The organism is Microbacterium sp. DMC48 (assembly GCF_056313825.1).
In genome coordinates this window covers 238033-253846 of the sequence record NZ_JBQUZN010000003.1, presented here as the reverse complement: position 1 = coordinate 253846, position 15814 = coordinate 238033, and the positions used below count along the sequence as shown (strand labels likewise).

The window sequence follows — 15814 nt, the reverse complement described above, 5'->3', positions numbered from 1 at the left end:
CATGACGCCGCAGACGGCGACCGTGCCGACGCTGACCGGCTGGCGCGACTGGCGCAGCTGGCCGCGCCGTGTGGCATATGCGTGGGCCCGGTCGCTGAGGTTTCGCACGCTCGTCATCACGATCGGTGCGACGGCTCTGGCCATCCTCATCGCGTTCGTCGCGATGGCGCTCGCGATCCAGAACGACCTCTTCGAGTCCCGTGTCCAGCAGGTGCAGGAGGCCGTGCAGCGCGCTACGCAGTCCACCCAGCAGACGCTCAACGCCGCGCAGATCGACGGCGACGGTGCCGCATTGCAGTCGCTGTGGAACAACGCGACCGATTCGATCGCGCGGCAGGCCGGGACCGACATGATCGCCGCGTTCCGCATCTCGGATGAGCCGTCGACGATCGCGCCGCAGGACTTCCAGCGCGGAGGGCTGACCGCGGGGTTGATCACGCCCGGACTGCGCGGCGCCGTCCAGGGCGACAGCCAGAAGCGCTGGTGGCAGTCCGTCGGCCTGCCGGCCGCCGACGGCGGCACGGTGCCCGGGATCGTCGTCGGGCAGCAGCTCGAGTTTCCCGAGGTCGGCGCCTACGAGTTCTACTTCGCCTACGACCTCGCCCCGGAGCAGCAGACCCTGCAGTTCGTCCAGATCACCCTGTGGCTCGTGGGCGCCGGGCTCGTGCTGCTGATCGCGGCGATCTCCTCCTTCGTGCTGCGCTCGGTGACCGTTCCGATCGCCGAGGCCGCCGAAACCAGCGCGACCCTCGCTGCCGGCGATCTCGCTGTGCGGCTGCCGGTGCGAGGGGAGGACGAGTTCGCGATCCTCGGCCGCTCGTTCAACGCGATGGCCGACAGCATCGAAGCCCAGATCAAAGAGCTCGCCGAGCTCTCGCTCGTGCAGCAGCGCTTCGTCTCCGACGTCTCCCACGAGCTGCGCACACCACTGACGACCATCCGCCTGGCCAGCGACATGCTCAACGACCAGCGCGACTCCTTCGATCCGACGACCGCCCGCGCCGCAGAGCTGCTGCATGCACAGGTGCAGCGCTTCGAGACGCTCCTGACCGATCTACTGGAGATCAGCCGCTACGACGCGGGCTCGGTGCAACTGGAGTACGAGCCGACCAGCCTCGCGCATCTCGCCGAGGACGTCATCGCCTCGATGCAACAGCTGGCCGATCAGCATGGGACGGACGTGCGCCTGGTCGCCCCCGGAGGCTACTCTCCGGTCGACATGGATCCCCGCCGCGTCCGGAGGATCGTGCGCAACCTGCTCGGCAACGCCATCGAGCACGGCGAGGGTCGCCCCATCGTCGTCACCGTGGACAGCAACCAGCGTGCGGTCGCGATCGGCGTCCGCGACTACGGACTCGGGATGAGCGCCGCCGACGCCGAGCGTGTGTTCGACCGCTTCTGGCGCGCCGACCCGTCGCGCAAGCGCACGATCGGCGGCACGGGACTGGGGCTGTCGATCGCGCTCGGTGACGCGAAGCTGCACGGCGGCACCCTGGCCGTCTGGTCGGATCTCGGACGCGGGACGAACTTCGTGCTGACGCTGCCGCGGCAGGGTCAGCCCATCGACGGCTCTTCGCCGGTTCCGGTCGACCCGGGCGAGGACGGCGTTTCGCTCGACGATCTCGGGCTCACGCAGCCCATCACCGTGTTCGACAAGGGGGGACGCTCATGACTGTTCGGCGTCTGCGCCGGGCGGGCATCACCGTGCTCGCGGGAGCGCTCATGGTGGTGCTCGCCGCGTGCGCGGGTCTGCCGACCTCGGGGCCGGTCAACCCGGGCGTGCGGATCGTGGACGACGGCACCTCCGGTGACATCGCGTTCATCCCGAAGGGCCCGGTCAAGGACGCCACCCCCCAGCAGATCGTCGAGGGGTTCATCGCGGCCGGCACCGGCCCCACGAACAACTGGGAGACCGCCCAGCAGTTCCTCGCCCCCAGCTACAAGGGCACCTGGAAGCCGCAGGCCGGCGTCACGATCTACGCGTCCGGGCAGCGCACCCTTCAGCAGAGCGCATCCGGCGATATCGTGCTGACGGTCTCGCCGGTGGCGACGGTGGATGCCACGGGTGAGATGAGCCCGGCATCCGACAACGGCCCCATCCCGCTGACCTTCAAGCTCGCTCAGCAAGACGATGGGCAGTGGCGGATCACGCAAGCACCCGATGGGATCGTGCTGGACAAGGCGCAGTTCCAGGCGGTGTTCGGCGACTACGCGTTGATGTACTTCGACCCGACGTGGACCTATCTGGTGCCCGACGTGCGGTGGTTCCCGCGTTATTACGCCGCCACCAACATCGCGCAGGGACTGGTCGACGGGGCCCCCGCGCCCTGGCTGCGCGGGGCGGTGGTGAGCGCGTTCACGGATGGTGCACGGCTCGAGCTGACATCCGTTCCGCGTCAGTCCAACGTCGCGCAGGTGACGCTCCAGGACGGTGCGCGCTCGCTCGACCAGATCGCGCTGAACCGCATGCAGACCCAGCTGGAGGCGAGTCTCGACGTCCCCGGGATCACGAGCGTGGACATGCTGCTTCCGGGGGGTCAGCAGCTGACGGCCCAGCGCGTGGACGTCCGCTCCACCGCGGTGGCGGCCAACCCCCTGGTCCGCACCGACGACGCCTTCGGGTTCGTGTCGGGGACGACCATCTCGCCGATCGCCGGACTCTCCGACGCGCTCATGCAGATCTCGGCGACCGACATCGAAGTCAACGCCGATCGCACCGTCGCCGCCGTCCGCGACGCGTCGGGCGCGGTTCTCGAGGTCCCCGCTGACGGCCCCGTCCGCCGCCTCGACCCGCGTCCGAATCTCGTCGCCGCCTCCATCGATCCCGCGGGCTACATCTGGTCGGTGCCCTCGAACGCACCCGGATCGGTGATCGCATATGCACCGGGCGGCACCTCCGTCCCGATGTCGGGAGGATGGTCGGGTGCCTCCGCGGTCATCGCGCAGCGTGTGTCGCGCGACGGAACGAGGCTCGTCGCCGTGGTGCGCGACGGTGATCGCTACGCCATCTGGGGAGCGGGGATCCAGCGGGATCGCAACGGCGCGCCCACCTCGCTCTCCTCGCCGGTGAAGAAGCTCGCGACGCTGTCGGATGCCGCGACGGATCTCACGTGGCTCGATGCGAGCACTCTCGGCGTGCTCGCGGGCGCCGGGCAGGACCAGTACGTCGAGGCGGTGCACGTCGGCGGCTTCTCGGACGCGCCGATCCGCACGCCCGGTGACACCTCGACGCTCTCGGGGCAGACGTCGAACGCGAGCGTGAGTGACACCGACGGCGAGCTCTATGCGCAGCGGGGTGCCAACTGGCAGCAGCTGATCGGGGGCGTCCGGGTACTGGCGGTGCAGCAGGGGATGCCGCGCTGAGGTGGATCCTCCTCCCCGCGTCGCGCTGCGCAGACATCGGTCCACAGGTCCGCGTTCGCGTCCGTGTACAGAACATGCGTTCGGCAGGCTGGCATCATGCTCGAACCGATGCCACTGCGCGCGTCCGCGTGGCGCCGCGTGGGCGAGGCCGCGGCAGCGGCGCTGTCGCTCGTGCTGCCCGTGTGGTGCGCGGGCTGCGACGAGCCGGACGTCGCCCTGTGTGCGAACTGCCGTGAACTCCTTCGACCGTCCGTGCGCGTCGGTTCACTCCGTCCGGGCCTGCCCGTGTGCTCCGCACTGGATTTCTCGGGCGTGCCGGCACGTGTTCTGCGCGCGTTCAAGGAGGACGGGCGGACAGGACTGGCCCGGCCCCTCGGCGCCGCCCTGGCCGCGGCCGTGGCGCGGCTGGACGGTGACGGCATCGATGTGGCGGTCGTGCCCGTGCCGTCCTCACGCCGCGCGTTCCGCCGGCGCGGATACGACACCGGAACCCTGTTGGTGGGGCGCGGCGGACTGAAGCCGCTCCGGGCGCTGAGCTCACGCGGCGCGGTCGCCGACCAGCGGGGGCTCGGTCGCGAGGCCCGCGCGCGCAACGTCGCGGGAACCCTCCGTGCCCGTGACGTCGCCGGTCTGTCGGTCATCGTCGTCGACGATGTGCTCACCACAGGGGCGACGCTGCGAGAGGCCGTGCGGGCGCTGACGGCGGGCGGTGCGCACGTGATCGGGGCTGCGACCGTCGCTGCCACCGCCCGACACGCCCCGTGAGCGCAGATCCATTGCCGATGCTCAGAGAATCGGTCCGTTACTCCCGGGATTCTCGCGTGACAGCGCCGCCTCGCCCCGATAGCGTGGGAGGGACCAAGGCGAACTCAGGGTCCGCCCTTGACCGGCCGGACCCGGAACAAGGAGGTCAGGATGGAAACTAGCATCGTCGGCGTGGGCGTGAGCATCTCCGATCGTTTCCGCACCGTCACCGAAGAGAAGTCCGTTCGCATCGGAACGCTGGCGCCGCGGGCGCAGCGGCTCGACGTCAAGGTCACTCACCGCGCCTATCACAACGGCAGTCGCGAGGAGGAGACCGTCGAGCTCACCGTCACCGGCAAGGGCCCGCTGGTGCGTGCGGAGGCCACCGACGGCGACAAGTTCACGGCGCTGGACATGGCCGTCGACAAGCTCGCCGAGCAGTTGCGGCGTGCCAAGGACAAGAGGGTGGATGCCCGTAACCACCCGCGGGGAGCCAAGCTGGACAAGGGCAGCGGCGCGCTCTCCGGCATCGATCTGCAGCCGGCCTCGGTCGAGACGCTGCGTGCCGTCGCGACCGGCGAGATCCCGATCGCCGTCGGCGACGAGGGCGAGGACGACTACACGCCGGTCGTGATCCGCACCAAGAACTTCGACGCCGAGTGGATGACGGTCGAAGAGGCCGTCGACCGCATGGAGCTGGTCGGACACGACTTCTTCCTCTTCATCGACGCGCGCACCGACCACCCGAGCGTCGTCTATCGCCGCAAGGGCTGGGACTATGGCGTGATCTCGCTCACCGCCAGTGCTCCGCCCGCCGCGGAGCTCGCGTCCTGAGCCACCCGGCCGAGCCCCGAAATCGGGGCGAGTGAACAGAATCGGATGCCGCGACGCGCGGCATCCGATTCTGTTTCTCCGATCCGATTCCGCTTCTTCGGCGCGGGTCGGCGCATCCGCCCGATCGGGCGGACTCAGTCGAAGATGCCGTCCAGGATGCTGCCGATGACCAGCCCGCCGAGGATGCCGCCGACCATGTCGCCGCCTCCACCGCGGCGACCGCCTCCCCAGCCGCCACCGTTTCCCCAGCCGCCGTCATTCGGGCGGGAGGAGTCGATGTCGCGCTGGGCCAGCTGCAGAGCCTCCGCCGCCAGCTGCCCGCACCGACGGGCGTCCGCGAGGGCCTGCTCGCGATCGTCCTCGCCGATGGGCTGTGCGCTCAGCGCCGCCAGGTCTAGGCGGATCCGTTCCGCTTCGGCCAGACGGGTGCGCGCATCGGCGCCGATCCATCCCCGGTGGCCGGAGATGACGCTGCGCGCGACGCCGAGCTGGCGGTCCGCGTCGTCGATCGCATGGCGGACGTGGCCCTCCGGCGGTGCGGGGTGGGCCAGACGTGCACGGGCCTTGGCGACCGCGGCATCCAGTGCGGCGTTGGCCTCACGCAGTCGGGTGAGCTCACCGAACGGGTCGGGAAGCTCGCCCGCCGGGGTGAGTGCGGAAAGCTCGTTCTCGAGCGCAGCCATGGCAGCGCTCACGGCGGGGATGCTCTGCAGCTCACGAGCGGCCACGAGGTCGCCGCGCGAATCCTCCACGATGGCGTCGAGCGTGGATTCGGCACGCAACGCCTCCACTTCGAAGGCGTCCACGGCATCCAACAGGGTGGTCGCGCGGCGCACCGCCTCCATCGCCGTCTCCAGCGCGAGGTTCGCCTGCTCCCGCTGACCACTCTCGCGTCGTGCCGTGGAGACATCGGCGCCGTGCGTGGCGAAGGCGAAGAGCTGGGCAGCTTCGGTGGCGTTCTTCTCGATGCGTCGCACGGCGGCAGGCGCGTACCGGGCGTGTACGCGCGCGAGAGTCGCCTCGGCGCGTTCGAGTCGCTGTGTGCCCCGCTCGACGTCGGCGCGGATGCCGGCGATGATCTCCGGAGCGCGGCGGGCGCGCTCGACGGGCTCGGCGAGAGCTTGGAGGCGATCGTCGAGGAGCTCCTGTGCCCAGTCGCACAGCTGGATGATGCGCGCGTTGCGCGTGCGCAGCTCGTCGGGGGTGTCCGGGATGTGGTCATGATTGAGCTGATTCAGCTGGAACGCCTCGCCCATGTGGCTGCGCACCGCGTTCAGCGCCTCGCGGAGGCTCTGGGTGGGCTCGGTGCCCAGTTCGATCTCGGCGAAGACGAGTTCGTCCTCCGTGGTGCGCAGACGCTCGTCGATCTCGACGAGCGCCGCGTCCGCCCGGCGGCCGAGCTCGGCGTCCTCGGCCGCCCGCTGCTCGCGTTCCTGCTTGCGTGCGCCCCAGAATCCGGCCATGTCACGATCCTATGCGCGTGTTTTCGAGGTCTCGCGCAGGTAAGCAAAGTCACAGCCAGGTAACATGGCCCCGTATGCCGTGCCCGCGTGCGCGGTCGAGGCGACGTCGCACGTCGCCCGCACCCGATAGATGGAGATGCTCCGTGGCCAACCCTCTCGAGAAACTGCTCCGCGCCGGCGAAGGACGCATCCTGCGGCGGCTTCAGCAGGTCGTGAAGGCGGTCGGCGCCCTGGAAGAGGACTATGCGCAGCTGACCGACGAGGAGCTGCGTGGCGAGACCGCCGAGCTGCGCGCCCGCCACGAGGCGGGGGAGAGCCTCGACAAGCTGATGCCGGAGGCCTTCGCAGCCGTGCGCGAAGCCGCCAAGCGCACCCTCGGCCAGCGTCCCTACGACGTCCAGATCATGGGTGGTGCGGCGCTGCATCTCGGCAACATCGCGGAGATGAAGACCGGTGAGGGAAAGACGCTCACCGCGACCTTCGCCGTCTACCTCAACGCGATCGCCGGCCAGGGCGTGCACGTCATCACCGTGAACGACTTCCTCGCGTCGTATCAGGCCGAGCTCATGGGTCGCGTCTACCGTGCCCTCGGCATGACCACCGGCACCATCGTCGCCGGACAGACCCCCGAGGTGCGCCGCGAGCAGTACAACGCCGACATCACCTACGGCACGAACAACGAGTTCGGCTTCGACTACCTGCGCGACAACATGGCCTGGCAGAAGCAGGATCTGGTTCAGCGCGGTCACTTCTTCGCGATCGTCGACGAGGTCGACTCGATCCTCATCGACGAGGCGCGCACCCCGCTCATCATCTCGGGCCCGTCCTCGGGCGAGGCCAACCGCTGGTTCGTCGAGTTCGCGAAGATCGCGAAGACGCTCGAGGCCGGGGTGGACTACGAGGTCGATGAGAAGAAGCGCACCATCGGTGTGCTCGAGCCCGGCATCGAGAAGGTCGAGGACTACCTCGGCATCGACAATCTCTACGAGTCGGCGAACACCCCGCTGATCTCCTTCCTGAACAACTCGATCAAGGCCCTGGCGCTGTTCAAGCGCGACACCGACTACGTGGTGATGAACGACGAAGTCATGATCGTCGACGAGCACACCGGCCGCATCCTGGTCGGGCGTCGCTACAACGAGGGCATCCACCAGGCCATCGAGGCCAAGGAGGGCGTGCCGGTCAAGGCGGAGAACCAGACACTCGCCACGGTCACGCTGCAGAACTACTTCCGCCTCTACGACAAGCTCGCCGGCATGACCGGTACCGCTGAGACCGAAGCGGCCGAGTTCATGTCCACCTACAAGCTCGGCGTCGTTCCGATCCCGACGAACAAGCCGATGATCCGCAAGGACCAGCCCGACCTCGTCTACAAGAACGAGCAGGCGAAGTTCGCGCAGGTGGTCGAGGACATCGCACGCCGTCATGAGACCGGACAGCCGGTCCTCGTCGGCACCGTCAGCGTCGAGAAGAGCGAGTACCTCTCGCGACTGCTCGCCAAGAAGGGCATCAAGCACGAGGTGCTCAACGCCAAGAACCACGCGCGTGAGGCTGAGATCGTCGCTCGCGCTGGCCGGCTCGGCGCCGTCACCGTGGCCACCAACATGGCCGGTCGTGGCACCGACATCATGCTCGGCGGAAACGCCGAGTTCCTGGCGGTGCAGGAGCTCAAGGCGAAGGGGCTCGACCCGGTCGAGACGCCCGATGAGTACGATGCCGCCTGGACCGAGACCTACGCCGCGATGCGCGACACGGTGGCCGAGGAGGCGACCAAGGTCGTCGAGGCCGGCGGACTGTACGTCCTCGGAACCGAACGCCACGAGTCCCGTCGCATCGACAATCAGCTGCGCGGCCGCTCGGGCCGTCAGGGCGACCCGGGCGAGAGCCGCTTCTATCTGTCGCTGACCGACGACCTCATGCGACTGTTCCAGTCCGGCGCCGCCGAGGCGATTCTCGCCCGCACGAACTTCCCGGACGACGTCGCGATCGAATCGACCATGGTCTCGCGCGCGATCAAGAGCGCGCAGTCGCAGGTCGAGGCCCGCAACGCGGAGATCCGCAAGAACGTGCTCAAGTACGACGACGTCCTCAACCGCCAGCGCGAGGCGATCTACGCCGATCGCCGCCAGATGCTCGAGGGTGACGACCTGTCCGACCGCGTGCAGCACTTCATCGAGGACGCCATCGGCGCGATCATCGATGACCACACCGGTACCGGCCACAACGAGAGCTGGGACTTCGACGCGCTGTGGACCGAGCTGAAGACGCTGTACCCGGTGTCGGTGACGATCGACGAGGTCGTCGCCGAAAGCGGCAACAAGGGGCGCGTCACGCCGGAGGTGCTCAAGCGCGAGATCCTCTCGGACGCGAAGATCGCGTACGCGGCGCGTGAGGAGAAGCTCGGCGAGCCTGCCATGCGCGAGCTCGAGCGTCGCGTCGTGCTCCAGGTGCTCGATCGGCGCTGGCGTGATCACCTCTACGAGATGGACTACCTCAAGGACGGCATCGGCCTGCGTGCCATGGCGCAGCGTGACCCGCTGATCGAGTATCAGCGCGAGGGCTACGAGATGTTCCAGACCATGATGGGTCAGATCAAGGAGGAGTCGGTCGGCTTCCTCTACAACCTCGAGGTCGAGGTGCGCCAGAGCGGCGAGGAGGTCGAGGCCAAGGGCCTGCAGGTCGCGCCCTCGGTCGAGAACCAGAAGCTCCAGTACACGGCTGCCAACGACGCCGGCGAGGTCGAGGTCCGCAACGATCGCGGGCAGGTCCAGCAGGCGGCGACGAGCAAGCTCCGCCAGCAGAGCGCGCCCGCCGCGCCGGCCGCACCCGCCGCCGAGGCTCCGCGCGGGGCATTCGGGCAGCGCACGGATGCCGCGGCATCCGCGCCTGCGGCGAACAACCGCGCCGAGCGTCGGGCCGCCGGCAAGAAGAAGTAGTCGCCGGTCGGCGCTGTCCGGGCCACCGGTCGGCGATTGGCCTCGTCGGGGCGGCGATATCCTGATCCGATGAGTCCCCGCATCCTCGACCAGTCATCCAAGCTCAAGGACGTTCTCTACGAGATCCGTGGAGCCGCCCTTGTCGAAGCTGACCGGCTCGAGGCCGACGGCCACCGCATCCTCAAGCTCAACACGGGCAACCCCGCCGTCTTCGGTTTCGAGGCTCCGTACCAGATCGTCCGCGACATGATCGAAGCGGTGCCGCACGCCCACGGCTACAGCGACAGCCGCGGCATCATGTCGGCCCGCCGCGCCGTCGTGTCGCGGTACGAGCAGGTGCCCGGGTTCCCGGCGTTCGATCCGGACGACGTGTACCTCGGCAACGGGGTGTCCGAGCTCATCACCATGACCATGCAGGCGCTGCTGGACAGCGGTGACGAAGTGCTGATCCCCGCGCCGGACTATCCCCTGTGGACGGCCATGACGAGCCTCGCCGGCGGGACGCCGGTGCACTACCGCTGCGACAACGAGAACGGATGGCAGCCCGACCTCGAAGACATCCGGTCGAAGGTGACGCCGGCCACGAAGGCCATCGTCGTCATCAACCCGAACAACCCGACCGGCGCGGTGTACTCGCGCGAGGTGCTGGAGGGGATCGTCGAGATCGCTCGAGAGCACTCGCTGCTGCTGCTCAGCGACGAGATCTACGACCGCATCCTGTTCGACGACGCTGTGCACATCCCGCTGGCCACGCTCGCGCCGGACCTGCTCTGCCTGACGTTCAACGGCCTGTCGAAGACCTATCGCGTGGCGGGGTACCGGTCGGGTTGGATGGTCATCACCGGCCCGAAGAAGCACGCCGCCGGGTTCCTCGAAGGCATCCAACTGCTGGCCTCGACCCGGCTGTGCCCCAACGTTCCCGCCCAGCACGCAGTGCAGGCCGCGCTGTCGGGTGTGCAGTCGATCGACGCCCTGATCGCCCCCACCGGGCGGCTCCACGAGCAGCGGGATGCCGCGTTCGACGCTCTCATCGCGATTCCGGGGGTGCAGTGCCACAAGCCGCGCGGCGCTCTCTACGCGTTCCCGCGACTGGATCCCGAGATCTACGAGATCCACGACGATGCCAAGTTCGTCTACGACTTCCTCGTCGCGGAGCATGTGCTGCTCGTGCAGGGCACGGGATTCAACTGGCCGACGCCGGATCACTTCCGGATCGTGACGTTGCCGGAGGCGCGCGTGCTCACCGAGGCGATCGAACGGCTCGGCAACTTCCTCTCGTCGTACCGGCAGTAAGGCGGGTCGGTCACGCGGGGCGCGTCCCCGGAAGGCTCAGAGAAGTGCGAGGGACGTGGCGCGCCAGCGACCGTCCCAGCCCTCCAGACGGAGGGCGACGGCACGCGTGCGCGCGGGTCCTGCCACGATGACGACTCCTTCGATGACGCCGTCGGCGGGCGAGGAGTGGCGTGTCGAAAGGATATGGTGCACGGGGCGGGCCGGCGCGACACCGCGCGCACTCCGCGCACGAGCCGACAGATTGGCCCGTGTGATCAGCGCGCGGAACGCGTCCTCGCCGAACCAGCGTGCGAGCTGATCGACTTCGCGCACCCCGGCGAGGGCCTCGAGGACGCCGATGGTCAGGTTCTTCAGTAGCGGCTCGGGAGCGGGCAGCGCATCCGTGCCGGTGCGCTGGGGTGCGAAGTACTCCGCGACCTCCAATGCAGATCCGCGGCGTGGTGTCGACACGCTCCGCGGCGCGGTCGCGCTGCGCGGTGGAGTACCGGCAGCGTCGGGGGATGCGGTGGCCATGCTCCGTCCTCCTCTGTCGTCGTCCGCCCGGTCGGGCGTCTGACGAGTACAACACAGCCCACGCACAGGAAGGATGAGAATCCTCCAACGTGTGGAGAGGCCGCTGTGGACAGAGTCGGCGGGCAGCGGCATCCGTGCCCTAGGGTCGCCGCGTGCGCTGGGACCGCTTCTTCGAGGATCTGGAAGACCAACTCGACTCCGAATGGGAGGCTGAGCGCGCCGCTCTCGATACCGAGGCGGAGCGCCTGCGCCTGGCGCGCATCCCCGTCCGAGATCTGCTGGTGGTGCTCACGGAGGCCGGCGACGTCTCCCTCGGCATCGAGCTCACGGACGGCACGACGCTGTCGGGAGTCGTCACGCGCGTCGGATCCGACTGGCTCGCCGTGTCCGTCGAGGACGGATCGTCGGGGATGGTCTGGATCGTGCCGTTCACCGCCGTGGCGACCATGGCCCTCGGCACGAAAGATCTTCTCGACAGCGTGCGCAGCGCCCACCCCGGCGGCGCACTCGCGCAGCGTATGTCTCTGGGCTTCGTCGTTCGCGATCTCGTCCGTCGGCGCATCCCGGTGACGGTGCGTCTCGTGACGGGACGTGTCCTGTCCGGCACGATCGACCGCGCCGGGGCAGACCATCTCGATCTCGCGCTGCACGAGGTCGGCGCGGTGCGCCGGGCCGATCAGCTGCGCGGCTTCCGGATCGTGCCGTTCCCGGCGGTGGCCGCGATGCGGATGGATGCGGTCGCCGACCTCGTCTGAGGGATGCCGGTGGCGCGACGATCAGTCCGGGTTGCGCACCGCGCCTCGACCCCACAGCTCGGGAAAGCTCGCCGCATTCGACTCGCGCCACAGCGCCATCCGTCGCGCGTCTTCCACTTGGTCGTCGAGATAGACCGCGACGCTGCCGGCATCGATGCGCCAGCGCGCCGGCGAGCCCGCCTTCATTCCTCGAAGACGGCCATCGATCACGAGAGCGACCACCTCGTCCACGGCGATCTGCAGCATCTCCGCCACCTGGGCGGGTGTCAGCAGGCGTGCGCCAGCTTCGGGTGATTCGGGCATGAGGCCATTATGCGGTCCGGTGGGCGCGCCCTCGCGGGTCCACGCCGCGCTGTGGATAACCAGCCCGGGTCGGCGCGATCCTGAGCCACGATACCGACATGAGCGACTCCGTCACGACCCGACCTCGCCCTCGCGCGTTCTGGGCAGACCTGCGATTCCTGCTCGGAATCGCGCTGATCGTCGTCTCGGTGGGCGGCGTCTGGTTCGTGGTCGCCGCGGCACGCCAGACCGCGCCCGTGCTCGCCGCGGCCACGACGCTGCTCCCGGGTGAGACCGTCGAATCCGCCGACCTGCGCGTGGTCGATGTCGCGCTCGGGCCGATGCACGATTCGTACGCGTCGCCGACGACGCTGCGGCCGGGGGCCGTCGCGACCCGCGTCGTGCGGGCCGGCGAGCTCGTGCCGAACGATGCGCTCGGCGAGGCGGCCGGCGTGCGCAGCACCACGGTCGTCATCACGAGCGCGAGTGATGTGCCCTCCACCGTCGAGACGGGATCATCCGTCGACGTCTGGGCTGCGGCCCCGCGGGAGCGGGGCGCGTACGACACGCCCCGCATCCTCGTCGGCTCCGCGACGGTCGCATCGGTCGATCGTGACCGGTCGATGATGGGCGCCGCCGCCGTCTCGGTCGAGATCGTGATCGACCGCGCCGATGTCGCCGCGACCCTCGCGGCGATCGCCGACGGGTCCAGCCTGTCGATCGTCCCGAGCGGGGGAGCGGGCTCATGAGCGTGCGGGTGGTGCTGGCGTCCGACCGCCTGGGAGCCTCCTTCGTCGACGCTCTCGACGACCACGGCGCCGAGGTGATTCTCGTCGTGACGGCTGATGCTCCGGCGGACGCCGCCGCCGATGCCGTCACGGGACGGGCTGCGGCCGAGCTGCTCGGCGCGCTCGCCGCCGCCGACGTGTTGGCCGTCGATGCCGGCCGAGACGCACTGACTCCTCAACTCGTGGCCGTGTGCGACCGCTTCGGTGTGCGTATCGTCGCGATCTGCGACGGTGCAGCCGACCGTCGACTCGCCGAGATGTTCGGCGTCGCCACGTGCGCGCCGGACGACGTGTGCGCGGCGGTGGTGCACGCGGTGGCCCCTGCGCCGACGGGGCCCGCGCGTGGTCGCATCATCGCTGTCTGGGGACCCGCCGGCGCCCCCGGACGCACCACTCTGGCGATCGAGATCGCGGCGGAGCTCGCGCGGGACGGCCGCCGGGTCGCACTCGCCGACGCGGACACGCATGCTCCGTCGATCGCCATGCTGACCGGACTCGCCGACGAGGGGCCGGGCTTTGCTGCCGCGTGCCGAGCGGCCGAGCGCGGGACCTTGAGCGCCGCCGAGCTCGAACGGATCGCTCTGCCTCTCGGTGATGTCGCCGTCCTGGCGGGAATCAACCGGCCGGGGCGCTGGCCAGAGCTCTCCGCGGCGCGCGTCGGCGGTGCTCTCGAGCAGTGTCGCACGTGGGTCGAGGACCTGATCGTCGACGTCGCGGCGCCGCTGGAGCGCGACGAGGAGATCGTCAGCGACATCGAAGGCCCGCGCCGCAACGCGGCCACGCTCGCCGTCCTGGCCGCTGCGGATGTCGTCGTCGCCGTCGTGTCCGCAGACCCTGTCGGCGTGGCACGTTTCGTCCGCGCGTACCCCGATCTGCGCGCGGCGGCCGGAGCCGCCCCCATCCGCGTTCTGGTCAACAAGACACGGTCATCGACGCTCGGGATCGATGCGCGGTCGCAGGTGCGTCGCACGCTCGAGCGCTACGTCGGCGTCGCGGCGTGCTGGTTCGTGCCATGGGATCCGAAGGCTGCCGATGCCGCGGTCCTGCAGGCACAGCCGGTGGGCCGGGTCGCACCCCGATCCTCGCTGTCGGGCGCCGTTCGTCGTTTCGTCGGCGAGGCGATCGAACCGCCTCCGGCGCGCGCCGCGGGAACGCGACCGTCACGCGCGTCCGGCGCCGATGCGCCGAGCCCGGGAAGCGGCGCGCGCGCCCGGACGCGCCGCGCGCTTCGCGGCGCGGCGTGACGGGCGTGACCGCGTCGCCGTCGAACGATCTCGCCTAGGCTGGGTGCGTGTCGACGCTCAGCGATCTCGTGTATGCCCAGGGCCGGTCCACGGGGGCGGACATCGAGTGGCTGCACCGCCTCGCCGGCGACGGTCAGCTCCTCGCCGACCTCGCGTTCGCCGACATCGTGATCTGGGTACCGACGGTCGACGATTCGTTCATCGCCGTCGCGCACACCCGGCCGAGCGGTGCGGCGACGCTGTTCTACCGGGACATCGTCGGCGACATGGTGCGCCCGCAATGGCGGACCCAGGTGCGGGACGCGTTCACGCGGGTCGAGATCGTCGATTCGGCATCCCCGGACTGGTTCGAAGAGACCCCCACGCGCGTGCGCGCGGTGCCGATCGTGCGCGCGGCCGGCGCCGGTGAGCAGTCGCCCGTGGTGGTGGGCGTGCTCACGCGGCACACCAACCTCGGCGAGGCGCGCACCCCGTCACGCCAGCAGATCACTTTCAACGACTGCGCCGACGACCTCTTCGGCATGATCTCCAGCGCCGACTTCCCCGACCTCGCCGCACCGACTTCTCCACGACGGGGTGCCCCGCGCGCCTCCGACGGTCTGATCCGCATCGATGTCGACGGCACGACCACGTTTGCCAGCCCCAACGCCCTCTCCGCGTTCAACCGCCTCGGCTTCGACGACGAGCTCGAAGGGGAGTCGCTGCTCGAAGTGGCCACCGGCATTCTGCCGAAAGGACGCGATTTCGATGAGTCGCTGCCGATCGTCATGGCCGGCCGGGCGCCTTGGCGCGCCGACCTGGAGGCGCGCGGCGTCACGGTGTCACTTCGGACGATCCCCCTCAAGGATCACGGCACCCGGATCGGCGCCATCGTGCTGTGCCGGGACGTCACGGAGATCCGCCATCAGGAGCAGGAGCTGATCACCAAGGATGCGACGATCCGGGAGATCCATCATCGCGTCAAGAACAACCTCCAGACGGTCGCGTCGTTGCTGCGCATTCAGTCGCGGCGCACACACTCGGATGAGGCTCGCGACGCGCTGACGCACGCGATGCGCCGGGTCGCGGCGATCGCGGTGGTCCACGACACCCTGTCGGAGGGCCTCGCCCAGAACGTCGACTTCGACGACGTCTTCGATCGGGTGCTCAAGCTCGTCGCGGAGGTCGCTGCGTCGCCCAACACGCGCGCGCGGACGCGGAAGACCGGCACGTTCGGCACGCTGCCCAGCGAGTACGCCACACCCCTCGCTCTGGCTCTCACAGAGCTCGTCACCAACGCCGTCGAACACGGTCTGGTCGATCAGGAGGGCGAGGTCGAGATCATCGCGGAACGCACCGAGGACCGACTCGGCGTGAAGGTGCGCGACACCGGCGTCGGCCTGCCGGAAGGTCAGGTCGGTCGCGGGCTCGGCACACAGATCGTCCGCACCCTCATTCAGGGTGAACTCAGTGGAACGATCGACTGGCACACGCTCGTCGGCTCGGGCACCGAGGTGACGATCGAGATCCCGATGCGCTACCTCGGACGCACGCAGAACTGAGGGAGAACGACCTCGGCGAGCTCGTTCTTCGCGGGGTGGGCGGACGCGGGTGGCCGCC

The 15814-nt window shown here is 69.5% G+C and carries 13 protein-coding genes; 10 read left to right on the top strand and 3 right to left on the bottom strand.

Annotation, left to right across the window (positions count from 1 at the left end):
- Position 1 precedes the first annotated feature (1 nt).
- The 4 genes from mtrB to hpf all read left to right on the top strand — a co-directional run bounded on the left by mtrB (position 2) and on the right by hpf (position 4941).
- Entirely contained in the window at positions 2 to 1672 is a 1671-nt protein-coding gene (gene mtrB, locus ACT53O_RS01230) for an MtrAB system histidine kinase MtrB (RefSeq protein WP_036321661.1), read from the top strand.
- Entirely contained in the window at positions 1669 to 3363 is a 1695-nt protein-coding gene (locus tag ACT53O_RS01225; RefSeq protein WP_476151037.1) for an LpqB family beta-propeller domain-containing protein, read from the top strand. Before mtrB ends, ACT53O_RS01225 begins: the two co-directional genes overlap by 4 nt.
- A gap of 96 nt (positions 3364 to 3459) precedes the next feature.
- Positions 3460 to 4128 (top strand): ComF family protein, encoded by a 669-nt coding sequence (locus ACT53O_RS01220; RefSeq protein ID WP_476151036.1) that lies wholly within the window; start codon positions 3460 to 3462, stop codon positions 4126 to 4128.
- Between the two features lie 150 nt (positions 4129 to 4278).
- On the top strand, positions 4279 to 4941 hold the full coding sequence (gene hpf / locus ACT53O_RS01215; protein ID WP_476151034.1) for a ribosome hibernation-promoting factor, HPF/YfiA family: 663 nt from the start codon (positions 4279 to 4281) through the stop codon (positions 4939 to 4941).
- 134 nt (positions 4942 to 5075) lie between these two features.
- Here hpf and ACT53O_RS01210 read toward each other — a convergent pair whose 3' ends face one another.
- A complete protein-coding gene (locus tag ACT53O_RS01210; RefSeq protein ID WP_112932620.1) occupies positions 5076 to 6404 on the bottom strand; it encodes a hypothetical protein in 1329 nt (442 codons plus the stop codon).
- 143 nt (positions 6405 to 6547) lie between these two features.
- On the opposite strand from ACT53O_RS01210, the gene secA reads away from it, so the two are divergent.
- Together secA and ACT53O_RS01200 are read left to right on the top strand one after the other, a co-directional pair.
- Positions 6548 to 9340 (top strand): preprotein translocase subunit SecA, encoded by a 2793-nt coding sequence (gene secA, locus ACT53O_RS01205; RefSeq protein ID WP_039414332.1) that lies wholly within the window; start codon positions 6548 to 6550, stop codon positions 9338 to 9340.
- A 69-nt stretch (positions 9341 to 9409) separates the two neighbouring features.
- Positions 9410 to 10633, top strand: a complete 1224-nt coding sequence (locus tag ACT53O_RS01200) for a pyridoxal phosphate-dependent aminotransferase (RefSeq protein WP_476151031.1) — start codon at positions 9410 to 9412, stop codon at positions 10631 to 10633.
- Between the two features lie 36 nt (positions 10634 to 10669).
- On the opposite strand, the gene ACT53O_RS01195 is transcribed toward ACT53O_RS01200, so the two are convergent.
- Positions 10670 to 11146: an Rv3235 family protein gene (locus ACT53O_RS01195; RefSeq protein WP_187289968.1), complete on the bottom strand. Its 477-nt coding sequence runs from the start codon at positions 11144 to 11146 to the stop codon at positions 10670 to 10672.
- Between the two features lie 152 nt (positions 11147 to 11298).
- Between ACT53O_RS01195 and ACT53O_RS01190 the strand changes: the two genes are divergently transcribed.
- Complete coding sequence (locus tag ACT53O_RS01190) at positions 11299 to 11901, top strand: hypothetical protein (protein ID WP_476151029.1); 603 nt, start codon at positions 11299 to 11301, stop codon at positions 11899 to 11901.
- 21 nt (positions 11902 to 11922) lie between these two features.
- On the opposite strand, the gene ACT53O_RS01185 is transcribed toward ACT53O_RS01190, so the two are convergent.
- Positions 11923 to 12204 (bottom strand): helix-turn-helix domain-containing protein, encoded by a 282-nt coding sequence (locus tag ACT53O_RS01185; RefSeq protein WP_112932621.1) that lies wholly within the window; start codon positions 12202 to 12204, stop codon positions 11923 to 11925.
- 98 nt (positions 12205 to 12302) lie between these two features.
- Between ACT53O_RS01185 and ACT53O_RS01180 the strand changes: the two genes are divergently transcribed.
- The 3 genes from ACT53O_RS01180 to ACT53O_RS01170 are packed head-to-tail and all read left to right on the top strand — an operon-like array spanning position 12303 to position 15756.
- On the top strand, positions 12303 to 12932 hold the full coding sequence (locus ACT53O_RS01180; RefSeq protein ID WP_476151027.1) for a hypothetical protein: 630 nt from the start codon (positions 12303 to 12305) through the stop codon (positions 12930 to 12932).
- Positions 12929 to 14215 carry a CpaE/TadZ family protein gene (locus tag ACT53O_RS01175; RefSeq protein ID WP_347418466.1) on the top strand — a complete coding sequence of 429 codons (1287 nt, stop codon included), beginning with the start codon at positions 12929 to 12931 and terminating at the stop codon, positions 14213 to 14215. Before ACT53O_RS01180 ends, ACT53O_RS01175 begins: the two co-directional genes overlap by 4 nt.
- Before the next feature lie 47 nt (positions 14216 to 14262).
- Positions 14263 to 15756 carry a sensor histidine kinase gene (locus ACT53O_RS01170; RefSeq protein ID WP_036317362.1) on the top strand — a complete coding sequence of 498 codons (1494 nt, stop codon included), beginning with the start codon at positions 14263 to 14265 and terminating at the stop codon, positions 15754 to 15756.
- The last annotated feature ends 58 nt before the right edge of the window (positions 15757 to 15814 follow it).